Source organism: Variovorax sp. KBW07, from assembly GCF_003852515.1.
Taxonomy (GTDB): domain Bacteria; phylum Pseudomonadota; class Gammaproteobacteria; order Burkholderiales; family Burkholderiaceae_C; genus Variovorax.
In genome coordinates, this window is the sequence record NZ_QAJK01000052.1 from 1 (window position 1) to 23163 (window position 23163).

General features: G+C 66.5%; 20 protein-coding genes and 1 pseudogene. 10 read left to right on the plus strand and 11 right to left on the minus strand.

Translation table 11 applies throughout. From position 1 onward, the window contains the following. Positions 1–190: 190 nt before the first annotated feature. Positions 191–1333 (plus strand): OpgC domain-containing protein, encoded by a 1143-nt coding sequence (gene opgC, locus DBV14_RS11930; RefSeq protein ID WP_124459405.1) that lies wholly within the window; start codon positions 191–193, stop codon positions 1331–1333. Between the two features lie 62 nt (positions 1334–1395). On the opposite strand, the gene DBV14_RS11935 is transcribed toward opgC, so the two are convergent. From DBV14_RS11935 to DBV14_RS11950, 4 genes are all read right to left on the minus strand, one after another. Then, a complete protein-coding gene (locus tag DBV14_RS11935; RefSeq protein WP_124459406.1) occupies positions 1396–2391 on the minus strand; it encodes a tetratricopeptide repeat protein in 996 nt (331 codons plus the stop codon). 242 nt (positions 2392–2633) lie between these two features. Further along, positions 2634–3401, minus strand: a complete 768-nt coding sequence (locus DBV14_RS11940; protein WP_124459489.1) for an SGNH/GDSL hydrolase family protein — start codon at positions 3399–3401, stop codon at positions 2634–2636. A 44-nt stretch (positions 3402–3445) separates the two neighbouring features. Further along, positions 3446–4213 carry an anti-sigma factor gene (locus tag DBV14_RS11945; protein ID WP_124459407.1) on the minus strand — a complete coding sequence of 256 codons (768 nt, stop codon included), beginning with the start codon at positions 4211–4213 and terminating at the stop codon, positions 3446–3448. A gap of 28 nt (positions 4214–4241) precedes the next feature. Then, on the minus strand, positions 4242–4817 hold the full coding sequence (locus tag DBV14_RS11950) for an RNA polymerase sigma factor (protein WP_124459408.1): 576 nt from the start codon (positions 4815–4817) through the stop codon (positions 4242–4244). Between the two features lie 220 nt (positions 4818–5037). On the opposite strand from DBV14_RS11950, the gene DBV14_RS11955 reads away from it, so the two are divergent. From DBV14_RS11955 to DBV14_RS11965, 3 genes and pseudogenes are all read left to right on the plus strand, one after another. Next, positions 5038–6360 (plus strand): tol-pal system YbgF family protein, encoded by a 1323-nt coding sequence (locus DBV14_RS11955; protein ID WP_124459490.1) that lies wholly within the window; start codon positions 5038–5040, stop codon positions 6358–6360. A gap of 259 nt (positions 6361–6619) precedes the next feature. Continuing rightward, positions 6620–7066, plus strand: a complete 447-nt coding sequence (locus DBV14_RS11960; RefSeq protein ID WP_124459409.1) for a hypothetical protein — start codon at positions 6620–6622, stop codon at positions 7064–7066. Between the two features lie 246 nt (positions 7067–7312). Next, positions 7313–7510: pseudogene (locus DBV14_RS11965) on the plus strand (ShlB/FhaC/HecB family hemolysin secretion/activation protein); the annotation flags it as partial. A gap of 141 nt (positions 7511–7651) precedes the next feature. On the opposite strand, the gene DBV14_RS11970 reads toward DBV14_RS11965, so the two are convergent. The 5 genes from DBV14_RS11970 to argH form a co-directional block, all read right to left on the minus strand. Further along, positions 7652–9151, minus strand: a complete 1500-nt coding sequence (locus DBV14_RS11970; RefSeq protein ID WP_124459410.1) for an efflux transporter outer membrane subunit — start codon at positions 9149–9151, stop codon at positions 7652–7654. Next, positions 9151–12354, minus strand: a complete 3204-nt coding sequence (locus DBV14_RS11975; RefSeq protein WP_124459411.1) for an efflux RND transporter permease subunit — start codon at positions 12352–12354, stop codon at positions 9151–9153. The genes DBV14_RS11970 and DBV14_RS11975 overlap by 1 nt, the downstream gene beginning before the upstream one ends. A 9-nt stretch (positions 12355–12363) precedes the next feature. Beyond that, a complete protein-coding gene (locus DBV14_RS11980) occupies positions 12364–13617 on the minus strand; it encodes an efflux RND transporter periplasmic adaptor subunit (protein WP_124459412.1) in 1254 nt (417 codons plus the stop codon). A gap of 187 nt (positions 13618–13804) precedes the next feature. Continuing rightward, on the minus strand, positions 13805–15283 hold the full coding sequence (locus DBV14_RS11985) for a rhomboid family intramembrane serine protease (protein ID WP_124459413.1): 1479 nt from the start codon (positions 15281–15283) through the stop codon (positions 13805–13807). A 31-nt stretch (positions 15284–15314) separates the two neighbouring features. Continuing rightward, positions 15315–16712, minus strand: coding sequence for an argininosuccinate lyase (gene argH, locus DBV14_RS11990; RefSeq protein WP_124459414.1), 1398 nt, complete (start codon positions 16710–16712; stop codon positions 15315–15317). A 56-nt stretch (positions 16713–16768) separates the two neighbouring features. Here argH and DBV14_RS11995 point away from each other — a divergent pair, with 56 nt between their 5' ends. From DBV14_RS11995 to DBV14_RS12005, 3 genes are read left to right on the plus strand one after another with little or no spacing between them, the layout of a single operon-like run. Next, a complete protein-coding gene (locus DBV14_RS11995) occupies positions 16769–17842 on the plus strand; it encodes a sensor histidine kinase (protein WP_124459491.1) in 1074 nt (357 codons plus the stop codon). After that, positions 17839–18585: a LytTR family DNA-binding domain-containing protein gene (locus DBV14_RS12000; RefSeq protein WP_124459415.1), complete on the plus strand. Its 747-nt coding sequence runs from the start codon at positions 17839–17841 to the stop codon at positions 18583–18585. The genes DBV14_RS11995 and DBV14_RS12000 overlap by 4 nt, the downstream gene beginning before the upstream one ends. Further along, the gene (locus DBV14_RS12005; protein ID WP_124459416.1) at positions 18582–19886 is read left to right on the plus strand and encodes an AI-2E family transporter; all 1305 of its coding nucleotides are present in this window, start codon (positions 18582–18584) and stop codon (positions 19884–19886) included. Before DBV14_RS12000 ends, DBV14_RS12005 begins: the two co-directional genes overlap by 4 nt. Positions 19887–19889: 3 nt before the next feature. On the opposite strand, the gene DBV14_RS12010 is transcribed toward DBV14_RS12005, so the two are convergent. Further along, complete coding sequence (locus DBV14_RS12010) at positions 19890–20471, minus strand: TetR/AcrR family transcriptional regulator (RefSeq protein ID WP_124459417.1); 582 nt, start codon at positions 20469–20471, stop codon at positions 19890–19892. 128 nt (positions 20472–20599) lie between these two features. Here DBV14_RS12010 and DBV14_RS12015 point away from each other — a divergent pair, with 128 nt between their 5' ends. Next, positions 20600–21046, plus strand: coding sequence for a hypothetical protein (locus DBV14_RS12015; protein WP_124459418.1), 447 nt, complete (start codon positions 20600–20602; stop codon positions 21044–21046). A gap of 39 nt (positions 21047–21085) precedes the next feature. Here DBV14_RS12015 and DBV14_RS12020 read toward each other — a convergent pair whose 3' ends face one another. Then, positions 21086–21610: a helix-turn-helix domain-containing protein gene (locus tag DBV14_RS12020; RefSeq protein ID WP_124459419.1), complete on the minus strand. Its 525-nt coding sequence runs from the start codon at positions 21608–21610 to the stop codon at positions 21086–21088. Positions 21611–21747: 137 nt separating this feature from the next. On the opposite strand from DBV14_RS12020, the gene DBV14_RS12025 reads away from it, so the two are divergent. After that, positions 21748–22716 (plus strand): nitrilase family protein, encoded by a 969-nt coding sequence (locus DBV14_RS12025; RefSeq protein WP_221621885.1) that lies wholly within the window; start codon positions 21748–21750, stop codon positions 22714–22716. Positions 22717–22752: 36 nt separating this feature from the next. Then, positions 22753–23145, plus strand: a complete 393-nt coding sequence (locus DBV14_RS12030) for a tautomerase (RefSeq protein WP_124459420.1) — start codon at positions 22753–22755, stop codon at positions 23143–23145. Positions 23146–23163: the final 18 nt, after the last annotated feature.

Here is a 23163-nt window from a genome sequence, read left to right on the forward strand (position 1 = left end):
CCAAGAATGACCCCGCATCCGTACCCGCACCCGCTCCCAAACCGCAGCGCCAAGAAACTCAAGCGCCAGAACATCCACCACGCGAAACGTGGCTTCAAGCCGGCGCAAGGAGAGTTACACCGGCCTTCTTACAATCCGTACCGTCTTGCGTGCGCCGCGCAGGCCGCCACCGAGACCTCGCCGCCGACCGATGAAACGTTACTGGGAAATAGACGCCTTGCGCGGGCTCATGCTCGTGCTCATGACCGTCACCCACCTTCCTACGCGGCTCACCGATCCGCTGGGTCAGCCTTTTGGGTTCGTTTCGGCCGCCGAAGGCTTCGTGCTGCTCTCCGCCTTCGTCGCCGGCCTCGTCTACAGCCGCATCGGCTACGTGCGCGGCGTCGACTCCATGCGCAAGGCTTTCTGGCGGCGCGTCGTCAAGGTCTACCTGTGCCAGGCCGCCATTTTGCTGTTCCTGTTCACCGTCATCGCCGCGCTCGGGCTGCACATCGACCAGCCCGCGGTGAAGAACCTCGTGTCCTACTACCTGGCCGAGCCGCGCGACGGCTTCCTGTACGGGCTGCTGCTCATCTACGAGCCCGCGCTGCTCGACATCTTGCCGATGTACATCTTCTTCATGCTCATGAGCCCGTGGGTGCTCGCCTTTGCCATGCGCCACGGCTGGACGCTGGTGATGGTCGTGAGCGTCGGCGTCTGGGCGGCGGCGCAGTTCGGTGTCAGCGAATGGGTCTATGGGCTGGCCGTGCGCTACCTGGGCGTGCCGGTGCCGTTCCATGAAATGGGTGCCTTCAACACCTACGCCTGGCAATTTTTGTGGTTCGCGGGGCTGTGCATCGGCGCCACCCGCAACGGGCCCGAGGCTCGACCGCTGCGCTTTCCGGCGTGGCTGCTGGTGCTGGCGGCGGGCATTGCGCTGTATGGCCTTTACTGGCGCCACACCGGCATCAACGGCCAGGCGCCGTTCGGCGGCGACGTGGAGCTGAACCTGCTGTTCGACAAGTGGCAGCTCGGGCCGCTGCGGCTCGTCAACCTCGTGGCGCTGGGCATTCTGGCCGTGCGCTTCGGGCCGTGGCTGATGCGCAAGATTCCGCGCCTGCACTGGCTGGAGGCGATGGGCTCGGCGTCGCTGCCGGTGTTCTGCGCGCACCTCGTGGCGGTGCTGCTGGTGCTGGCTTTCTATGGCGACAGCCAGACCGCGCGGCCCTGGTGGGGCGACGGCCTGCTGCTGCTCGCGGTGTTCGCGGGGATGTACTTCGTGGCGCGCTTCACGCGCGGCGCGGACGTGCCACCGCCGGCGGACGATGTGCCTTCGGGGCCGGCACCGGCATAGAAAAGATCCATCGAAGCAACCCGGCCCACGGCGCGTTCAAGCCGGGATCGAACAGGCGCTTCTTATTTCTGGCGTGCCAGTAATGACTCCATCGATTGCACGCCCTGTTGGTACAGATCCAATGCACGCTGATCGCACGGAGCATCCGAAATGGTGATTCTCGTGGCTTGATTTTCTGGAAAATAGGTTTCGCCGTAGCGCGCGGCAATGGCCTTTCTTGCCGCCTCGAATCTCGCGTTTGCCGCGGCGACCAGCGGCCCATCCATTGCGTCGCACCGGCGTTGCTTGACGACGACGCGGAAATAGTTCGCCCTGGTGAAAACGGTCATTGCCTCTTCTTCCCCGGCCGCCTTTTTCTGATTCTGGATGTACCGAAGCTCGTTCAGCGACATTTCGTTTTTCGGGTCCAGCTGAAGCACGCGTTCGTGGAGGGCCTTGGCTGCGGCGAGGTTCCCCAGTTCGACCTGAGCGAAGGCCATGCCCCTCAGCGCGCGCGTCGTCTCCGCAGTCTTGAGTTGGGGGGGAGACAGGTCTGCTGCGTCCAGTGCTTTCTGAAACGCCTCCAATGCCTTCTGCCAATTGCGTTCGACGATATCAATTTGCGCTCGCTCCGAGAGGTACTTCGAATTGCGCGGAGAGAGCTTGATTGCGGCATCGTATGCAACCTTCGCCTCGGGAATGCGGTGCAGGTCGACCAGCGCGAAGCCTTTCGCGAAGTATGCAAGTCCCCACTCGACGCCGTAGACCTGTGCAGACATCTTCGCCTCGGCTCCCTCCAGTGCATAGAGCATGCTTTCTGGCAGCGAGCGGGCGGAAAACACAAGCACTCCGCTCTTGCGGTAGGTGCTCTCGTAGTAAGCGATGGCCTGGTCGGCCAAGGGCAATGCTTGCGCCGGTTTCTTCGTGTTCAAGAACACTGCCGCCTGTGCCACCAGTGCGGTTCCGGCATCAACGCTCCCGGCCTGGGCGGCAGGCGGCGCGGCAGGCACGTTGGGTTTCGTTGCACATGCGGACAGAAGCAGCGATAGCAAAATCGCGGCGAAGAATTTCATACCCATGGAGGTCCTCCCTTGCCGTTCTGGACGGCAAATTTTTATTGGGTACGCAGGCTTCAATTGCGCCCGCGCAAGCCCGGCGCGAGTCTATCCAGCGCATATGTCTCTTGTTGGTGGCGTTCGACGCCATTTCGATCGAACGCGCAAGCCTTCGTGAAATGGGTCACGGCCAACGCGCAGCGACGCATTCGTTGTCGGAGCGGGCCTCGAACCGATCAGGGCCTGTGTCGCTGCCCTGGCCGTGCTCAGGGCTGGGGAGCGGAAGACGCAACCGGCGCCGCCGGAATGCTCGGCAGGTGCGGCGCGATGACCGAGTGCCACAGGCGGTAGCCCTCGTCCGTCATGTGCAGCTTGTCGCTGCGGAACAGCTCGGGGCGCGGCCGGCCATCGGCGCCGATCATCGGCGTGTAGATGTCGATGTATTCGCTGTTGGGCAGCAGGTTGAGGTACGCCGAGATCACGTGGTTGGTCTCGCGGATCTGCGGCATCAGCTGCTCGCGCGACGGGCTGGGCTTGACCGATATGAAGCTGATGCGCGTATCGGGCAGCTCGGCGCGCACCGCGTTGGCAAAGCGCGCAAAACTGTCGAGCACCTGCAGCGGCGTGCGGCCTTCGGCCAGGTCGTTGTCGCCGGCGTAGACCATCACCTGGCGGGGCTTGTAGCGCACCACCAGGTCGCGCGCGAACAGGCTGCAGTCGAGCAGCGTCGAGCCGCCGAAGCCACGGTTGACGATGCCGCCGGGCACCCGCGCAAAGTCTTGCTGCATGCGCGTCCACATGCGCACCGTGGAGCTGCCGACGAACACCACGCCGCCCGGCGCCGGAAAACGCTCCTGGTCGGCGCGTGCAAAGGCCGCCAGCTCGTTGTGCCAGCGCTCCTTGGCGGACAGGTAGTCGCGGGCGTACGCGGCCTCGGCGGCGGCCGTCTCGGATTCCTGGGGAAAGAAGGCGGGCTGGGCGTGCGCGGCAAGCGCGGCCGTGAGCAGCGCGACCGCGGCCAGCGCGGATTTCATCGAAGACATCGGCAAGGCAGGAGGGAACAACAGGTCAGGTCAGATCAGATGGTTTTCTCAATGAGGGCGCCCTTGAAGACAATCGGCCCCTTGGGTCCGCTGCCTGGCGGGACGCCACCCTTGGCTTCCAATGTAACGGCCAAGGTGGGCACGGCGTGGACATCGGATTCCGACGCAGCCAGCCGAAGGCCCGGCTTGTTGTCGAGCACCCCGAGTGAGCGCGGCGCGCCGCCGGGCGGCAGCGCCCACAGCTGCAGCGATTTGTCGCTGGCTTCGGCGTAGCCGCCCACGCGCTGCAGCACCAGCTGCTTTTTCTTCGGATCGAAGGTCACCAGCATGGAGGCGGCGGACTGGTCGTCCGACAGCACGGCCACGTACTGCACCGCCGGCGCGTTGTTCAACTGGTCGCGAAGGTTGAGCCCGACCACCACGGCCAGCACGGTGGCCAGCGCGCCGGCCGCCGTGGCGCCGCGCCACAGCGCGAGGCTGCGCAGCCAGCCGCCGGGGCCCGGCTTGTCTTTGGCGCTGGCGGCGGCATTGGCGGCATCGCGCTGCCGCTCCATGGCGTGCTGCGTTTTCTCGGCGTCGATGATGTTGCGGATGCGGGTCCACACGGCCGCGTCGGGAACGATCGGGCTCTGCAACTCGGTCATGCTCGCGAGCCGGCCTTGCCAGACCAGCGCCGCGGCGCGCACCGGCGCCTGTTCGCGGGCCATGGCTTCGAAGCGGCGGCGGGCGCCGCCGCGCAGCGTGCCCAGCGCGTGGCTCGCGGCCAGCAGCTCCAGCAGTTCGGGGTGTGCGATGAGATTCATGGGGACATCACCTTCTTCTTCATCGCATTCATGCAAAGCGTCCCATGCAGACGCGCAGTTTTTCGAGCCCGCGCCGGATCCACGTCTTGACCGTGCCCAGCGGCAGCTTCAGCTGTTCGGCCAGTTCGCCGTGGCTCATTTCGCGCAGGTAGGCCAGGCTGACCACCTCGCGCTGCCGGCCTTCCAGCTGTTCCAGGCATTGGTGCAGCGCCCAGGCCTGCTCGCTCGCATCGGCCGTGTCCGCCGGGTTGGGCGCGTCCGATTCCAGGGTGTCGGCCATCAGCTCGTCGAATTCCTGCGTCAGCTGGGCGCGGTCGGCGGTGCGCCGGCGCAGCAGGTCGAGCGCGCGGCTGCGCACGATCAGCCCCAGCCAGGCCAGCGGCGGGCTCAGCGACGATCGATAGTCGCCGGCGACTCGCCAGACGGTCAGAAAGGCTTCCTGCAAGACGTCTTCCGCCCATTCGCGCTGCCGGACCACGCGCATCGCCAGCCCCATGAGCTTGGGCGAGGTGCGGTCGTAGAGCTGCCGCAGGGCGGCTTCGTCGCGATGGCCGATGCGATCGATCAACGCCATCAGTTCGGCGTCCGGGCTGGGTGCTGTCATTCGCGAATTGTGGGCCATCGGTGCGCATGCCAGATATACGGCCCGCAAGGCCGTCCGGATTCAGGCGCAAGAGCGGCCCGCGCGTCGCGAAATTGATACATTTGTTAACGTATACTGCGCCGCAAAAATCGGGCGGGCCGCGTGCGGGGAGCAGGCAGACACACAGGCGCCGCAGGCGCGCATGCGCACCCATCAAGCAAGAAGAAAGCAGGCCGTTGCCATGATCGTCATCAAGGATTCGCTGCCGCCTGCGCCGCCGTTCTGGCACCGCCTCAACAGCTTCTTTGCCTTTCCGCTCCAGATGCGGCCGCTGGCCTATGGGCTGGTGCTGTCGTTCTGCAGCCTGTTGTTCGAGGCGATCTTCTTTTTGCCCAACGCCCTGGCCTTCCTGCTCATCGAGATCGGCATCATGCTGGCGGCCAGCCGCTACGGATTCAAGGTGATTGCGCTTGGCGCGCGCGGCATCCGCGATTCGGCCAACTTCGGGCGCGAGTCCAGCGACGACTGGACCTACCTGCCGTGGAAGCTGTTCGCCATCTCGGTGGTGCAGGCCCTCTTGATCGGCTGGCTCGCCTGGTACTCGCCCGTGCTGGGCACGGTCGCGCTGTTCGTCATGTCGTTCACCTTTCCGGCGGCGGTGATCGTGCTGGTGCAGTCGGGCAGCTTTTTCCAGGCCATGAACCCCGGCTACGTGATGGACGCCATGCGCATCATCGGCTGGCCCTATGCGCTGCTGTGCTTCTTTCTCTTCTTGCTGAGCACCGGCGCGCAGGTCGCCATTTCGATGGTGGTGCCCATGTTCGACGGCCGCATCATCCTGCCGATCGTCAACTTCGCGTTCATCTACTTCGGCTGGGTCATGGCCAGCCTGCTGGGCTACGTCATGTTCCAGCACCACGAGGCCTTCGGCATCGACGCCGTGCCCGGCAGCAGCCTGGGCGATGGCGCCCCGGTGGACCGCCGCACGCCCGAGCAGATTGCCGCGCAGCGCACCGACGCCGAGGTGGCGCAACTCATTACCGATGGCGACCTGGCCGCCGCCCTTGGCACCGCGTACGAGGCGCAACGCACCGCCGCGTCGGACGACCTCGCGGCGCAACGCCGCTACCACCGCGTGCTGGCCATGGTGCCCGACAAGCAGGCCACCATGCTCGACCAGGCGCGGCGCTTCATTGCGTTGCTGATGCGGCGCGACATGGCGTCCGAGGCGCTGAAAGTCTTCAAGCTCTGCCGCGAGCGCGACAAGACCTTTTCGCTCGACGACCCCGCGATGGTGATTGCGATGGCGCGGGCCGAATGGCGCAACGGCGATGCGCACGCCACGCTGGCGCTGCTCTCCGGCTTCGACCGGCGCTTCAGGGGGAACGAGGCAATTCCGCAGGCCTATGAATTGGCCGCCCGCGCGCTGGTGCAGGGGCTGGGGCGCGCGGACATGGCGCAGCCGATATTGACGACGCTGGAAGCGCGCTATCCGGACAGCGAGCAGACGAAGGAAGTGCGGTGGTTGCTGCGGCCTGTGGTGTCGGCTGAGGCGCAGACGTAGACGGGCGGTCGGGGAGACGATCCTCGGGTTCTGGCCCACGGGAGATCGTGAACCCGGCGAGGCCAGTCGGCGGCCGGGATCGAATCGTTAGGCCGCCTTCTGTCTGTATCCCTAATCTGCAGGCAAGAGCTGGGACTGGGTTATGGGGAAGGCTACGGAATCTCAGTGCAATTTTTTCAGAATTCAATGAGTGGGAGGGCCTTGTATATTGAAAACCAAAAGTAAGGGGAATGCATTGAGTTCGTGCGATATATATTTGATGCGAAAAACATTGGGCGGTGACATATTTCCCCCGGGCAGGCCTGCTGTAAAAGGCGTTGTGATTGACGAAAATCGTTATTACAAAGGCTTTTTGGGGTATGGCATTGACAGACTGTTGGGCGTTGCGTTGGTCACTTCTTTTAGAAGAGATGGTATCGATGCATTGAATGTCCCAGTTGGATACAGGGATGGAAATTTATTAACTCCGGAAGAGATGGTCGATAGAGTCAAAGGACAGTTGACAAAAGGAAGTGAGTTGCTTCCAGCGAAGATTGATGAAAACCTGCTTCACCCTATGAAGGTCATATTTAAAACGAACGCGCCAGAGTTTTTGATTGTCAATGGTGAAGGTGGAGGCAGGATTGTTGTAGATAGATTGGATGGTCATATCTGGAGTGACTACGAGCAAGCGGAATATGCCTACGACTACAACAATTTGCTGTAACCCTCGTTTCTCGCGAGCTTGTTCGAGCATTCTGGTGAAAATAAACGCGGCGCTTAATTTATTTTGTAATCCTGCCTATTCTCGAAATAGATTTCGCGTCAATGTTGCGACTCAATCTTGAGCGCGACTTGGCTTGATACTTTCTGAACAGCCAGGCTCGCCATCGTCAAGTACGTCCAATCCAAGAAGTAGCGCCCCACCTTCGGTCTGGACGACAGCAACAACGCCGAGATCAAGTTTTCGCGCCTGTTTCGCGACCAGCAGTGCAAGACTACGGTGGCCGTCGAGGGCCGGCGGCGCGAGTCGTGCGACTTCGTGGACGACGCCGAGGTCGAGGTGGAACGCCGCGTGGTCGGTGGCTTGGAGTTCAGCCTGAACCACAAGGAGTTCACTGGCGATGCCACGCCTGAGGGCGCGCTAGCTTACAAGCACGGCACGGGCGGTTTTGGCTTGCGCGCCGCGCTGGAAGAAGAGTTCGGCGAGGGCACTTCGCGCCTGAAGCTTCCTGCCTGTAACGGCGGCAACGCAGAAAAAATTCAGCAGAGCGCAGCAGCGGACCTGAGCAGGAAGAAAAGAAGGCTGGCCTCAGCCTTCCTTCCACCCCCCACCCAACGCCTTGTAGATCGTCAGCCGATTGGTCTGCTCCGTGAGCTGCAGGCCGATCAGCGTCTGCTGCGCCGCGTAGTACGCGCGCTGCGCGTCGAGCACATCGAGATAGCTGCTGGCACCGCTCCTGAACAGCGACTGCGACAGCGCAAAGCTGCGCGAGGTCGCACCGAGCAGCGAGCGCTGCGCGTCGAGTCGTTCGGCCAGCGTGCGGCGTTCGGCCAGCGCATCGGCCACTTCACGGAACGCGGTCTGCACGGTCTTCTCGTAGGTCGCGAGCTGGATCTTCTGCTGGGCTTCGGCCACGCGCAGGTTGGCGCGGTTGGCTCCGCCGTCGAAGATCGGCACGCTGATCGACGGCGCGAAGCTCCAGGCCTTGCTGCCGCCCATGAACAGGCCCGACAGGTTGCTGCTGGCGGTGCCGGCCGATGCCGTGAGCGCGATGCGCGGAAAGAACGCGGCACGCGCCGCACCGATGTCGGCATTGCTGGCGCGCAGCGCGTGCTCGGCGGCGCGCACATCGGGGCGCTGTTGCAACACGTCCGACGACAAGCCCGCGGGCGGCACCAGCAGTTGCGCGGCGGGCGCAGGTTCGGCTGGCAGCGCCACAGCTGCAGCCGTGTTCGTGCCCGTGGCCGCCGGCGTCGGCGTGGCAGCCACAGCCGCCGCCACCGGCAATAACTCGGCCGGTGGCGTTGCACCGACCAGCAGTGCCAGCGCATTGCGGTCCTGCTCGACCTGGCTGTCGAAGGCCGCCGCATCCGCGCGCGCGGCATCGACGGTGCTCTGCGATTGCGCGAGCGCCAGGCCCGACTGCGAACCCAATGCATGGCTGCGCCGGATGAGCTCGAACGATTTGCGCTGGCTGTCGAGGGTGCTGCGCGCAAGCTGCAGGCGCTGCTCGTCGGCGGCCAGTTGCAGCCAGGCGGTGGCGACGGCGGCGATCAGGCTGATCTGCGTGCTGTGCCGTGTTTCTTCGGTCTGGAAGTAGCTCTGCAGCGCGGACTCGCTCAGGTTGCGCACGCGTCCGAACAGGTCGAGCTCGTAGCTGGTCAGGCCAAGGTCGGCGCTGTACTGGGTGGCGTAGCGCGCCTCGCCGCTGGTCGACAGGCTGCCCGGCGTGCGCGAGCGGCTGCCGCCCGCGCCGGCTTCGACGGTGGGGAACAGGCCGGCGCGCGCAATGCCGTACTGGGCCCGCGCGCGCTCGATGTTGAGCGCGGCCACGCGCAGGTCGCGGTTGTTGGCGAGCGCAAGCTCGACCACGCCCTGCAGGCGCGGATCGACGAAGAAATCGCGCCACGCCACATCAATCGGCGTGGCCGCATCGACACCCGCTGAAGGCAGTGCCTGTGGCACTGGTGCAGCGGGCTTTTCATAAGCTGGCGCAAGGTTGACGCAGCCCGCGAGCACGGTGGAAGCGATGGCGGCGCAGGCGAGTGCGCGCAAGGTACGCCGGGGAAAGAATTGCTGGCGGCGCATCAGTGGCCTCCCTGTTCCGCAGTGGTCGCAGTGGTCGCCGCGGGCGGCAGCGAGCCGTTCGCCGCGTCGGGCACGACGGCATCGGCGGGCTTGCGCCGCCCCTGCAACCAGCCGCGAATCAATGCAAAGAACAGCGGCACGAAGAAGATGCCGAGCGCGGTGCCAACGACCATGCCGCCGAGCACCGCGGTGCCGATGGACTGGCGGCCACCCGCGCCCGCACCGGTGCCGATGGCCAGCGGCAGCACGCCGAAACCGAAGGCCAGCGAGGTCATGAGGATGGGGCGCAGGCGCAGCCGCACGGCCATGAGCGTGGCCTCTATCACGCTCTTGCCTTGCTCCTGCAACTGCTTGGCGAACTCGACGATCAGGATGGCGTTCTTCGACGACAACCCGACGGTGGTGAGCAGGCCGACCTGGAAGTACACGTCGTTGCTCAAGCCGCGGAAGCTGGTGAACAGCAGCGCGCCGACGATGCCCAGCGGCACCACCAGGATCACCGAGAACGGCACCGACCAGCTCTCGTACAGGGCCGCGAGGCACAGGAAAACGAACAGGATCGAAATGGCATAGAGCACTGGCGCCTGCGCGCCCGAGAGCCGTTCCTGGAACGATGCGCCGGTCCATTCGTAGCCGATGCCGGGTGGCATCTGCTTCATCACTTCATCGACCGCGGCCATGGCGTCGCCGGAGCTCACGCCCGGCGCGGCATCGCCGACGAACTCGTAGCTGGGGCTGCCGTTGTAGCGCTGCAGTTGCGGCGAGCCGTAGGTCCAGCGCGAGCTGGAGAAGGCCGAAAACGGCACCATCTGGCCCAGCGCATTGCGCACGCTCCAGCGGTCGATGTCGGTGGGCAGCATGCGAAAGGCGGTGTCGCCCTGCATGTACACGCGCTTGACGCGGCCGTTGTCGAGAAAATCGTTGATGTAGGTGCCGCCCATGGCGCTCGACAGCGTGCTGTCGATGTCGGACGTGGCCAGGCTGGCCGCGCCGGCGCGCGCATCGTCGATGTCGACGGCGAACTGCGGCGTGTCGTCCAGGTTGTTGCTGCGCACGTTGGCCACCTCGGGCCGCTTGCCCAGCAGCTCGATGACCTGGTCGCGCGCCTTCACCAGCGCATCGTGGCCCAGGCCGTTGATGTCCTTCAGGTGAAAGTTGAAGCCCGCATTGGCGCCGAGCCCGCGCACCGCCGGCGGCAGCAGCACGAAGATGCGCGCGTCGCGGATGGTCGACAGGTCCTTGTTGGCGCGGCGTGCCAGCGCGGCGGCCGACTGTCCGTCGCCTTCGCGCTCGGCCCAGTCTTTCAGCTTGACGAAGGCACGCGCCGAGCTCTGGTCGCCGTTCTGCCCGGTGATGACGTTCACGCTCAGCACCTCGGGCTGCTTGGTGAAGTAGTCCTGCATCTGCGTGACCACCGGTTGCAGCCGTGCGTCCGACGCGCCGGGCGGCAGCGTCACCTGCACTTGCAGAAAGGCCTGGTCTTCATCGGGCAGGAAGGAGGTGGGCAGCCGCATGAACAGCAGCGCCATCACGGCCGCGATCAGCAGGTACACGACGATGCTGCGCTTGCCGCGCCGCACGATGCCGCCCACCATGCCCTGGTAGCGGTCGGCGCCCTTGTCGAAGTTGCGGTTGAAGCCCGCGAAGAAACGGTCGACCGCACCCAACACACCCTTGCGCGGCACCGCGTGCTGCCCCTTGGCGACGGGCTTTAGCAGCGTCGCGCACAGCGCCGGCGTGAGCGTGAGCGCCACGAACACCGACAGCGCCATGGCCGAGACGATGGTGATGGAGAACTGCCGGTAGATCACGCCGGTCGAGCCGCCGAAGAAGGCCATGGGAATGAACACCGCCGACAGCACCAGCGCGATGCCGACCAGCGCGGGCGTGATCTCGGCCATCGACTTGCGCGTGGCCTCCTTGGGCGACAGGCCTTCCTCGTGCATCACGCGCTCGACGTTTTCCACCACCACGATGGCGTCGTCCACCAGCAGGCCGATGGCCAGCACCATGCCGAACATGGTGAGCGTGTTGATGGAGTAGCCGGCAATCGAGAGCACGCCGAAGGTGCCCAGCAGCACCACCGGCACCGCAATGGCGGGAATCAGCGTGGCGCGGAAGTTCTGCAGAAAGATGTACATCACCAGCACGACCAGCAGCATGGCCTCGGCCAGCGCCTTCACCACTTCGTCGATGGACGCGCTGACGAAAGGCGTGGTGTCGTAGCTCACGAAGGTCTGCAGCTGGTTCGGGAACAGCGGCTGCAGCTCGGCCACCTTGGCCTTTACCGCCTCGGCCACCTGCACGGCATTGGCGCCGTCGGCCAGCACCACGCCCAGGCCGGCGCCGGGGCGGCCGCCGAGCTGCGAGCGCACCGTGAGGTTCTCGGCACCCAGCTCGACACGGGCCACGTCTTTCAGGCGAACCACGGCGCCATCGGGCGTGGCGCGCAGCACCACGTTCTCGAACTGCTCGGCGGTCTGCAGCTTGCTGCGCGAGGTGATGGTGGCGTTGAGCTGCTGCTGCGAGGCGGCGGGCAGTGCGCCCAGCTGGCCGGCCGACACCTGCGCGTTCTGCGCGGTGATGGCGGCGCCCACGTCGGAAGGCATCAGCGCGTACTTGCGCAGCTTGTCGGGGTCGAGCCACAGGCGCATGGCGTAGCCGGTGCCCAGCGTCTGCACTTCGCCCACGCCGTCGATGCGGCTGATGACGTCGACCAGGTTGCTGCTGATGTAGTCGCCCACGTCCACGGCCGAGGCACTGCCGTCGCCGGAGTACATCGAGACGATCATCAAGAAGTCGTTGCCGCCCTTGGTGACGGTGACGCCGCGGCTCTGCACCTGCTGCGGCAGGCGCGACATGGCCTGCTGCAGCTTGTTCTGCACCTGCATCTGGGCCACGTCGATGTTGGTGCCCGCGTTGAAGGTGAGCGACAGCCGCGCCACGCCCGACGAGTTGCTGGTCGACTGCATGTACAGCAGGTTGTCCAGCCCCTTGAGCTGCTGCTCGATGACCTGGGTGACCGAGTCTTCGACCGTCTTGGCCGAGGCGCCGGTGTAGGTGGCGTTGATGGACACGCGCGGTGGCGCGATGTCGGGGTATTGCTCGAGCGGCAGCGTGCGAATGGCCATGAGGCCGGCGAGCATGACGACGATGGAAAGCACCCACGCGAAGATGGGGCGGTCGATGAAGAACTGGGCCATGGGGTGGCCTCAGCGCGCGACGGTGGCGGAGGTGGCGCCGGCGCCGGCATCGATGTCTGGCTCGGCGCTGGCCACGGGGCCCGGCGCGGCACTGGCCGGCCTGGCGCCGAGATCGACCACCTTGACCTTGTCGCCGACCTTCACGCGCTGCGAGCCTTCCATCATCACGCGGTCGCCCGCGGCCAGCCCGTCGAGCACTTGCCAGCGTGTGCCGACCGCGCGGCCGACGCTGATCGGGCGCTTGGCGACCTTGTTGTCGGCGCCGATCACCAGTGCCGAGGCGCTGCCGTCGGGCGCGCGCGTCACGGCCTGCTGCGGCACCAGCAGCGCGGCGGTGTTCACGCCTTCCTGCAGCACGGCGCGCACGTACATGCCGGGCATGAGCAGCTTGTCGGGGTTGGGCACCACCGCGCGCAGCGTGACGCTGCCGGTGCCGGCATCGACCGTGACGCCGCTGAAGGTGAGGCGCCCGGCATGCGGGTAGGCGCTGCCGTCTTCCAGCACCAGCTGGATGCGCGCCTCGGCATCGCTGGCGCGCTGCAGCCGGCCGCTGGCCAGCTCGCGCTTAAGGCGCAGCAGCTCGCTGCTCGACTGCGTGACGTGCACGTGGATCGGGTCGAGCTGCTGCACGGTGGTCAGGGCCGCGGCCTGGTTGGCGGTGACCAGCGCGCCGGGCGTCACGGTCGACAGCTCGGCCCAGCCGGTGATGGGCGATGTGATGCGGGTGTAGCCGAGCTGGATGCGCGTGGTCTGCTCGGCCGCGCGCGCCACGCCCAGGTCGGCTTCGGCCTGTTGCTCGGCGGCCTGGGTTTCGTCGAACACCTGGCGGCTGATGGCGTCGATCTTCACCAGTTCGGCATTGCGCTTTGCCACCGTGCGCGCCGTGGCCAGGGCCGACTCGGCCTTGCGCACACTGGCCTGCGCGCTGGCGTGGGCCGCTTGCAGCGAGGCGGGGTCGAGCTGGTAGAGCACCTGGCCGGCCTTGACCTGCGAGCCTTCGGTAAAGAGCCGCTCCTTCAGGATGCCGCCGACCTGCGGGCGGATCTCGGCGATGACCGGGGCCGCGGTGCGGCCGGGCAGCTCGGTGCTCAGGGCCAGCGTCTCCTGCTTCAGGGTGACGGCGCCGACTTCCTTTTCTGGTGCGGCGGCGGCCGGCTTGCCCGTGCCCGGAGTCTCCACGCTGGTGCGCGAGCACCCTGCGAGCGCGGCGATGGCCAGGGCCGTGAGGAGCAGGGCGAAGCGGGAGGTGGTGTGGTCAGGCATGAATCAGGCAATGGAAGTAAGCAAAAGCCCCGGATGGAGCGAGCGAGCGCCCTCAAGTTCAACGATGCACGAGGGGCGGGGGCGGCTTTACACGCGGTTTACTGCAATTGCAGCGCCACGGCATGGCGGTCGCGTGACGGCGATGTGACGTGGCGGCCGGAGCCGTCGCGGCGCTGCCTTCAGGCGTTCAGGCGCGCTGCAGCGCGCGCGTCACCATGTCGTTGGGCGCGAGCCGCAGCAGATGCGGCAGCAGGCCGATGGCTTTGTCGCGTTCGCCCGCGTGCAGCAGCCCGTTGGCGCAAACCGAGAGCGTGTCGGCCAACTCGGGATGCTCGGGCGCGGTTTTCAGCAGGATGCGGCACAGCTTGTCGGCATCCCCGAACTGGCGGATGCGCGCAAAGCGGCGCGCCAGCCGGGCCATGTCGTCGGGCTTCAGGCGCACGCCGGGCTTGGCCTGATTGAGGTAGGTGGTGAAGCTGGTGTGCTGCAGCGCCAGCGTGTCTTCGTCGGTGGCGGGCAGGCGGAAGATGCGGCGCGCGGCCTGGTGAAAGTCGTCACTGGCCGGTTGCAGGCGCGCGGTGTTGAACCAGGCGCGCAGCGTGTCGGCGTCGCCGGGGCGCAGGGCCGCCGCGGCGCGCCATTCGGCGCAGGCGTGCTCGAACTTCATCGCCGCCGACAGCTTGCGCGCGGCGGCCACGTGCTGCTCGAAGCGGTCGTCGTCGTTCACCATTTCCGATTTGACGGTCTCGGGCGTCTTCACGCGGCCGAGCAGCATGGCGCCGGCCATCAGCGCGGCACCGGTGAGCAGGCCGCCCAGGTGGGCCATGTAGGCAATGCCCTGGCCGCCGAGCCAGTGCTGCATCAGCTCGTTGGCAATCCAGGCCGGCAGCAGCAGCAGGGCCGGCGCGGTGACGTAGTTGAAATAGAAGAACAGCTGGTAGAAAAAACGGATGCGTCGCAGCCGGTACATCACCGCGTACATGCCCATCAGCGCGGAGATGGCGCCCGAGGCGCCGAGGCCGTAGTTGCCCTTGCCTGCATAGGCCCAGCCGGCCAGCAGCGAGGCGCCGATGGCACCGAGCAGATAGAAGGTCAGATAGGTGCCGCGGCCCAGTGCCAGCTCGACCGAAAAGCCGAACAGGAACAGGAACAGCATGTTGCCCAGCAGGTGGCCGGTGCTGCCGTGCAGGAACGCGGCAGTGACGAGGGTCCAGGGCTTGGACTCGGCGTCCTTGCCGTAGTCCTGCGCCCAGCGCTCGGTGAAAGGCGCGGGCAGCATCGCCTCGTACTGCTGGCGGTCGCGCTTCCATTCGTCGTAGCGCGGGTTGGCGGGCGTGACGACTTCATCGGCCCGCAGCTTCTGCAGAAACTGCTTTTCGCTCTGCAGCGCTTCCAGCAGTTGCAGGTAGCTTTCTTCGAAGCGCAGCATGCGCCTGGCCTGCTTGCCGCGCTTCGGGTCGGTTTTTTCGAGCCAGTCCACGAAGGGCGGCAGCTCCAGCTTGGGCAGCGCGCTCTTCGTGTAGTAAAGGGCGGCCCGCTCGCGCCCGTTTTCTTCGCTGCGCTGCGGTCCCCAGAACACGAGCATGTTCACGAGGATCAGCAGCACCGTCAGCCACGGCGGATTGCGCCAGCTCGGCCGGTTTTCGAGCGGGATGGCGTAGAACACGGCGCGGCTGCCCGGCGGGTGGCCGTTGCGCTCAGCCCAGGCGTGCGCGGTGGCGCGCCACTTGCGCCTTCACCTGCGCGGGCGCGGTGCCGCCCAGGATGTTGCGTGCATTGAGCGAGCCGCGCAGGCTCAGCACGTCGTACACGTCTTTCTCGATGCTCGGGTTGAACTGCTGCAGCACGGCCAGCGGCAGTTCGGCCAGGTCGACCTTGTGCGAGGTGGCGGCCTTCACGGCATGGGCCACGGTTTCGTGGGCGTCGCGGAAGGGCAGGCCCTTCTTCACCAGGTAGTCGGCCAGGTCGGTGGCGGTGGCGTAGCCGCGCAGCGCGGCGGCTTCCATGGCCTCGGGCTTCACGGTGATGCCGCCGATCATTTCGGCAAAGATGCGCAGGGTGTCCTTGAGCGTGTCGACGGTGTCGAACAGCGGCTCCTTGTCTTCCTGGTTGTCCTTGTTGTAGGCCAGGGGCTGGCCCTTCATGAGCGTGATGAGCGCCATCAGGTGGCCGACCACGCGGCCGGTCTTGCCGCGGGCCAGCTCGGGCACGTCGGGGTTTTTCTTCTGCGGCATGATCGACGAGCCGGTCGTGAAGCGGTCGGCGATCTGGATGAAGCCGAAGTTCTGGCTCATCCACAGGATGAGCTCTTCGCTCATGCGGCTGATGTGCACCATGCACAGGCTGGCGGCGGCGGTGAATTCGATCGCGAAGTCGCGGTCGCTCACGGCGTCCAGGCTGTTCTGGCACACGCCATCCATGCCCAGCGTCTTGGCCACCAGCTCGCGGTCGAGCGGGTAGCTGGTGCCGGCCAGTGCGGCGGCGCCCAGCGGCAGGCGGTTGACGCGCCGGCGCACTTCGCCCATGCGTTCCGCATCGCGGCTGAACATTTCAACGTACGCCAGCATGTGGTGGCCGAAGCTCACCGGCTGCGCCACCTGCAGGTGGGTGAAGCCGGGCAGGATGACTTCGACGTTCTTCTCGGCAATGTCGACCAGCGCCTTCTGCAGCTCGACCAGCAGGTCGCCGATCAGGTCGATCTCGCCGCGCAGCCACAGGCGCACGTCGGTCGCCACCTGGTCGTTGCGGCTGCGGCCGGTGTGCAGGCGCTTGCCGGCGTCGCCGACCAGCTGCGTCAGGCGGGCTTCGATGTTCAGGTGCACGTCTTCGAGGTCGAGCTTCCACTCGAAGGCGCCGGATTCGATCTCGGCGCGAATCTGCGCCATCCCGCGTTCGATCGCGGCGTGGTCCTGCACGCCGATGATCCCTTGCGCGGCGAGCATGCCGGCGTGTGCCAGCGAGCCCTGGATGTCGGCTTGCCACATGCGCTTGTCGAAGAAGACGCTGGAGGTGTAGCGCTTCACCAGGTCGCTCATTGGTTCGGAGAACAGTGCCGACCAGGCTTCGGATTTCTTGTCGAGTTGGTTTTGGGTCATGGGAGCCGTCCAGGAGGCAATAATGGGTTGGTCACCCGATGTAACTGATGTCTGTGATGCGCAACCCGGCGATTTTATCGGCCAGCTCCAACCCCACGCCCCCGGCATCGTCGGAAAGGGCCCGTTCGCCCGCGCGTCGCGATCTTTCGCTGTTCGATGCCTGCCGCATCGGCGTGGTGTTGCGCACCGTGGTGTTCGTGGAAGCGGTGGTGGCCATTGCCACGCTGTTCGTGGCCGCCACGCCCGCCGAATGGCTGGTGCAGACGGCCACTGTCACGGGCGGCGCCTTGCCCGCCACGCTGCTCTGGCTGGTGGCCGCCTGCGGGCTCAAGAAACCGCTGCGGCGCCTGCCGCGCCAGTGGCAGTACGCGGTGGGCGGCACGCTGGGCGCCATTGCCGCGCTCTATGGCTGCGGCCTGTTGCGGCTGACCGGCGTGCTGGCCAGTGCGCCGTGGCTGGCCAGCGCGCTGGCCGGCGCTCTTTTCTCGGGGCTGGTCATGGCGGCGATGGTGCTGCGCGCGCGCGGCCAGACGCCCGCGGCCACCACGGCCCGGCTCGAAGAACTGCAGTCGCGCATCCGCCCCCACTTTCTGTTCAACACGCTCAACAGCGCCATCGCGCTGGTGCGCGAGGAGCCGGGCAAGGCCGAGACCATGCTCGAAGACCTGGCCGAGCTGTTCCGGCAGGCGCTGGCCGACCCCGGCGAATCGGGCACGCTGGCCGACGAAATTGCGCTGGCCGAGCGCTACCTGGCCATCGAGCAGGTGCGCTTCGGCGACCGCCTGCGCATCCGCTGGGACCTCGATGCCGCCGCGAGCAACGCGCGCCTGCCGCCGCTGCTGCTGCAGCCGCTGGTCGAGAACGCCATCAAGCACGGCGTGGAACCCAGCCCCGACGGCGCCAAGCTGCGCATCCGCACCGAGCGGCGCGGTTCCATGGTGGTGATCGAGGTGGTCAACAGCCTGCCGCCGCTGCGCTGGGCCGACGAGCCACTGCCGCGCGGCCATGGCATTGCGCTTGCCAACGTGCGCGACCGCCTGCGCCTGCTGCACGACATGCAGATGCAGTTCAGCGCCGGCATGGACCAGAAAAACTACCGGGTGCGCATTGCCATCCCCGCCGAATCATGACCCTCAAGACGCTCATCGTCGACGACGAAGCCCTGGCCCGCTCGCGCATGCGCACCTTGCTGCGCGACTGCACTTCGCCCGCCGCCGAGGTGGTGGCCGAGGCCTCGCAGGGCGCCGAGGCGCAGCAGCACCTGGCCACGATGGCGCTCGACCTCGTGCTGCTCGACGTGCACATGCCCGGCGTCGATGGCATCGAGGTGGCGCGTGCGCTGCGCAGCCGGCCCGACGCGCCGGCCGTGGTGTTCGTCACGGCGCATGCCAGCCACGCGGTGACGGCCTTCGAGCTCGACGCGGTCGACTACCTGACCAAGCCCGTGCGCGCCGAGCGCCTGCAACAGGCGTTGCTGAAGGCCGAGCGCTTTCTCAAGGAGCGCCGCGCGCTGCAGGCCGAGGCCGTGCCCGAGACCGTGCTCATCCAGGACCGGGGCCGCGCCGAGCGCGTGCCGTTGTCCGAGGTGCTCTACCTGAAGTCCGAATACAAGTACCTCACCGTGCGCACCGCCACGCGCAGCCACATCCTCGACGGCTCGCTCAACGAGTTCGAGGAACGCTACCCGACCCGCTTCCTGCGGGTGCACCGCAATGCGCTGGTGGCGCGCTCGGCGATTCGTGCGCTCGAAAGGTACGACGACGGCGAGGACGCCGAGGGCTGGGCCCTGCGCCTCGATGCGATTCCCGAACCCGTGGCCGTGTCGCGGCGCCAGTTGGCCGCCGTGCGCGAATTGCTGAAGGAAGCGCGATGACCGAAGAAAACAACGCGCCTTCCGGCAAGCCCGCGAGCGTGGCGGCAACTGCTGAGGCTCCGCAGTCCGCGCCAGAGCCGCAGCCTGCGGAGCCCCCGCAGTCGCCTGCTCCCGAGCCCGTCTCCGCATCAGCACCCGAACCGGCTTCCGAACCGGACAAGGCGGCGTCGGCCGAAGCCCCCACGCAGGCCCGCGAGCGCCTGCTGCTGCACATGCCGGTCGACGTGCGCAGCGCCTCGCTGGTGGTGCTGGCCGTGCTGGCCAGCGTCTTCGCGCTGCAGTGGGGCCAGGCCGTCTTCATTCCCCTGATGCTGAGCCTGATGCTGACCTACGCGCTGTCGCCGCTGGTGGAACGGCTGCACCGCTGGAAGCTGCCGCGCTGGATCGGTGCGGCGGTGATCCTTCTGGGGCTGTTCGGGGGCCTGGGCTGGACCGGCTATTCGCTTTCGGGCAATGCAACGCAACTGCTCGATTCGCTGCCCGTGGCGGCACAGAAGCTCGGGCAGGCCATGCGCCGCGACAAGGGCGCCAGCGCCACGCCGCTCGAAAGCGTGCAGCAGGCCGCCGCCCAGCTCGAGAAGGCCGCCGAGGAAAACTCCGCGCGCGTCGCGGCCCGCAAGGGCGTGGCGCGCGTCGTCATCGAACGGCCCGGCTTCAACGTGCGCGACTACCTGCTGAGCGGCACCGTCGGCCTGCTCAGCGCGGCGGGGCAGCTCACGCTGGTGGCCTTCCTGACGTACTTTGCGCTGTGCTCGGGCGACACCTTCCGGCGCAAGCTCATCAAGATCACCGGGTCGAGCCTGCAGAAGAAAAAGGTCACCGTGCACGTGCTCGACGACATCACCCGCAACATCGAGCGCTACCTGCTGGTGCAGATCCTGGTGAGCGCGGTGGTGGGCGTGGCGACCGGCTTGGCGTTCTGGGTCATCGGGGTCGAGAACGCGGCCGTCTGGGGAATCATCGCGGGCGTCACCAACCTCATTCCGTACATCGGCTCGGTGATCGTGCTGGTGGCGGCCGGGCTGGTGGCGTTCCTGCAGTTCAACAGCCTGCAGATGGGCATCGTGGTGGGCGGCGTGTCGCTGGCCATTCACACGCTCATCGGCAACCTGCTGATGCCCTGGCTCACCAGCCGCACCAGCCGCATGAACCCCGTGGCCGTGTTCGTCGGCGTGATCTTCTGGGGCTGGCTCTGGGGCATCTGGGGCCTGCTGCTGGGCATTCCGATCACGATGGTGATCAAGTCGATCTGCGACCGGGTGGAAGACCTGCAGCCTATTGGGGAGCTGTTGGGGGAGTAGCGTTCAGCCCAGCAGCGCCTTCAGCTCGTCCCCTGCCGCCTTGAGTATTTCCTGCGAGAGCTTGTCGTCGTTGACCGCGCGAGACAGCGACACCGCGCCGACCAATGAAGACAGCGCCGCGATCGCCTTCGCGCGCTTCTCCTTCGATTTTTCCGCTGCCGCCAGGTTGGCCAGCAGGTCGAGGTACGTGTTCACCTGCTGCGTGTAGGCGGTGCGCGTGCGTTCGTTGCCGCGGGCCACGTCGCCTGCCAGCGTGGTCACGGCGCAGCTCGAGGCCAGTGCGTCCCGGTGCGCGGTGCTCAGGTAGGCATCGACCAGCCTGGCCGCCACGACCGGGCGGCTTGCCCTGGATGTGGCCACGGCTTCGACGGCACGGCCGCCGTCGCTCAGCGCGCATTCGACCGCCTCGGCCACCAGCTCGTCGCGCGAGGCGAAGTGGCGGTAGAAGCCGCCATGCGTCAGGCCCGCGTCCTTCATGAGTTCGGCCACGCCCACGCCGTCGACGCCGGCTTCGCGGAAACGCGCGGCGGCGGTCTGCACGATGCGCGCGTGGCTTTCTTCCTTGTTCGCTCTTGAATGGCCCATGGGCGTGAAAAGTCCTCGGTGGTGTGCTTGACGATCAGGATTATGTTCATCATCATCCGCGATGTGGATGATGACCGTCATTCAGAATCAACAGCCCTTGAATCCTTGAATCTTTGCAGGAGCTTCCCATGCCCATGATCGATGTCTACGCTGCCGCGGACCTGTTTCCGGCCGGTGCCGAAACCGACCGCCAACTCGGCGAAGCGCTCACGCTGGCGGTGCTGCGCGCCGAAGGCGTGGCGAACCCAGGCCCCTTTCACCTGGACAACACGGCGGCGTATATCCATCGCATGCCGGCGTCGGCGGTGCAGACCGCCACCAGCGCGCAGGCTCGCACGGTGCGCGTGCAGATCATCACGCCGCCGGGCTCGCTGAACCGCGAAGGCCAGAAGCAGATCACGAAGGAAGCCACCGAGATCGTCACCCGGCTGTCGGGCGACCCGAGCCAAGCCGCCCGCACCTGGGTGATCCTGACCGAGGCGGCCGAAGGAGGCTGGGGCCTGTTCGGCACCGCCTTCGGCAAGGAAGAGTTTGCGGCGCTGGCCGCCAAGGCGAAAGCCGCCGCGGCCAAATAGCCAGCCAGCAAGCCAACCCGGACAAGCCGCGCCAGGAATTCAGCGAGCGCCTGCCTTGGCCGTGGGCGCCTTGGCGCGTGCCGCTGGCTTGGCCTTCGCCGCAGTCGCCGCTGTCGGCGGCGGCAGCTTCTTCACAAAGGTATCCGCCGCATCCAGCGGCAGCCCGTCGCGCGTGCGCAGGTCGATCTTTGGCACCGGCTTGCCGTTGCCGCGCTCGACCAGCACGGAGTGCGGCTCGCCCTTGGCATAAAGATGCGCCTCGCCCCAGTGCCGCAGGCCGACCACCACGGGGAACAGCCCCTTGCCCTTCGGCGTGAGAACGTATTCCTGGTACAGCGAGCCATCGGATGCGGGCACGAGGTCGAGCACGCCTTCCTGCACCAACCACTTGAGGCGGTCCGCCAGGATGTTCTTGGCCACGCCCAGGCTTTGCTGGAATTCGCCGAAGCGCTTCATGCCGTCGAAAGCGTCGCGAATGACCAGCAGCGACCACTGGTCACCCACGATCTCGAGCGAACGCGCCATCGGACAGGGGTCGTCTTTCAGGCTTTTTCTTTGGGCCATCTTTCTCTTCTTTCCTTGCAAGGCGCGTGCGCCAACCGGTTGCAGGATTAGACCGCAATGGCAGTCTGGTTGCAAAGTAAAACTTAAATGGCTACGATCCTTCTGGTTTTAATTTGAAACCTAATGTCATGACTTCGATGACTTCCACCACCCAGATGAATCCGTCCGGCCTTCCCCTTGGCAACGTACCCGACATCGCCACCAGCGGCGACGCCATCCCCGGCCTGCGCGCCAGCCCCGTGCGCGTGGCCGTCGTGCAGTTCGATCCGCAGGTCGGCGTCGAGAACCTCGAGCGCAACGCCAGGGCCGTGCACGAACGCCTCGTCGCCGCCGTCGAAAACCAGGCGAAGCTGATCGTGCTGCCCGAACTCGCGACCACCGGCTACTGCTTCACCGGCCGCGAAGAGGCCTACGCTCACGCCGAGCCGGTGCCCGGCGGCGGCACCGTGCAGGGCTGGATCGCGTTCGCGGCCAAGCACGACGTCTACATCGTCGGCTGCCTGGTCGAGCAAGACGGCCTGCAACTGTTCGACACGGCCGTGCTGGTCGGCCCCGACGGCTACATAGGCCGTTACCGCAAGACCCATCTGTGGAACAACGAGAAGCTGTGGTTCACGCCCGGCGACGAGGGCTACCCGGTGTTCGAGACGAAGATCGGCCGCATCGGCCTGCTGGTGTGCTGGGACATCTGGTTTCCCGAAGCGCCGCGCATCCTTGCGCAGCTGGGCGCGGACATCATCTGCACGCCGACCAACTGGGTGTGGACGCCGCCGCCGCTGTACGACGCAAGCGGCACCTGCATGGCCGCCTACCTGACGATCACGGCGGCGCACGCCAACAACGTGCTCATTGCCGCCGCCGACCGCGTGGGGCAGGAGCGCGGTTCTGGCTTCATGGGCAACTCGCTGATCGCGGGCACCAACGGCTGGCCCGTGGGCCGCATCGCCGGACCCGACGAAGACACCATCCTCTACGCCGACGTCGACCTGACGGCCGCGCGCTCCGCGCCGATCTGGACGCCGCTGAACGACCTGCACCGCGACCGGCGCACCGATCTGTACGATCCGTTGCTCGGCTACCGCGGCGGCAAGGCGCTGGCGCGGTGAGCCGCCGCTGAACCCTTTCCCTGGGAGCCTTCCGACATGCCTTACCTGCAACTCGATGTGAACGGCCCGCATCCGGTGGCCGACAAGAAACGCCTCGCGAAACAGCTCAGTGAAACCTACGCGCGGATGATGAGCGTCGACATCCGCCGCATCAGCATCGCGATCCGCGAAGTGGGCGAGGGCGGTGTCTGGCGCATGGTCGATGGCGAGCCGGTCGAGGTGTCGGTGTTGATGTGCGACATACGCCGCGGCCGTTCCGCCGAGCTGCGGCTCGACGTGGCAAAGGCGCTGTGCCGCGATTGCATCGACATCCTGGGCCTGCGCGAAGACCGGCTGAATGTCGAATTCACCCAGCACAGCGGCGACGAGATGTACCACCCGACGCTCGGCGGCTACAGCCCCGAGTGGTCGGAGGGCGAGGCACCGTAGAAAACTGGCGCATGGGGC

Coding starts and splice junctions, on each gene's coding strand:
- opgC (WP_124459405.1), top strand. CDS start 191: ATGAAACGTTACTGGGAAATAGACGCCTTGCGCGGGCTCATGCTCGTG.
- DBV14_RS11935 (WP_124459406.1), bottom strand. CDS start 2,391: ATGGGTATGAAATTCTTCGCCGCGATTTTGCTATCGCTGCTTCTGTCC.
- DBV14_RS11940 (WP_124459489.1), bottom strand. CDS start 3,401: ATGAAATCCGCGCTGGCCGCGGTCGCGCTGCTCACGGCCGCGCTTGCC.
- DBV14_RS11945 (WP_124459407.1), bottom strand. CDS start 4,213: ATGAATCTCATCGCACACCCCGAACTGCTGGAGCTGCTGGCCGCGAGC.
- DBV14_RS11950 (WP_124459408.1), bottom strand. CDS start 4,817: ATGACAGCACCCAGCCCGGACGCCGAACTGATGGCGTTGATCGATCGC.
- DBV14_RS11955 (WP_124459490.1), top strand. CDS start 5,038: ATGATCGTCATCAAGGATTCGCTGCCGCCTGCGCCGCCGTTCTGGCAC.
- DBV14_RS11960 (WP_124459409.1), top strand. CDS start 6,620: ATGCGAAAAACATTGGGCGGTGACATATTTCCCCCGGGCAGGCCTGCT.
- DBV14_RS11970 (WP_124459410.1), bottom strand. CDS start 9,151: ATGCGCCGCCAGCAATTCTTTCCCCGGCGTACCTTGCGCGCACTCGCC.
- DBV14_RS11975 (WP_124459411.1), bottom strand. CDS start 12,354: ATGGCCCAGTTCTTCATCGACCGCCCCATCTTCGCGTGGGTGCTTTCC.
- DBV14_RS11980 (WP_124459412.1), bottom strand. CDS start 13,617: ATGCCTGACCACACCACCTCCCGCTTCGCCCTGCTCCTCACGGCCCTG.
- argH (WP_124459414.1), bottom strand. CDS start 16,712: ATGACCCAAAACCAACTCGACAAGAAATCCGAAGCCTGGTCGGCACTG.
- DBV14_RS11995 (WP_124459491.1), top strand. CDS start 16,769: ATGCGCAACCCGGCGATTTTATCGGCCAGCTCCAACCCCACGCCCCCG.
- DBV14_RS12000 (WP_124459415.1), top strand. CDS start 17,839: ATGACCCTCAAGACGCTCATCGTCGACGACGAAGCCCTGGCCCGCTCG.
- DBV14_RS12005 (WP_124459416.1), top strand. CDS start 18,582: ATGACCGAAGAAAACAACGCGCCTTCCGGCAAGCCCGCGAGCGTGGCG.
- DBV14_RS12010 (WP_124459417.1), bottom strand. CDS start 20,471: ATGGGCCATTCAAGAGCGAACAAGGAAGAAAGCCACGCGCGCATCGTG.
- DBV14_RS12015 (WP_124459418.1), top strand. CDS start 20,600: ATGCCCATGATCGATGTCTACGCTGCCGCGGACCTGTTTCCGGCCGGT.
- DBV14_RS12020 (WP_124459419.1), bottom strand. CDS start 21,610: ATGGCCCAAAGAAAAAGCCTGAAAGACGACCCCTGTCCGATGGCGCGT.
- DBV14_RS12025 (WP_221621885.1), top strand. CDS start 21,748: ATGACTTCCACCACCCAGATGAATCCGTCCGGCCTTCCCCTTGGCAAC.
- DBV14_RS12030 (WP_124459420.1), top strand. CDS start 22,753: ATGCCTTACCTGCAACTCGATGTGAACGGCCCGCATCCGGTGGCCGAC.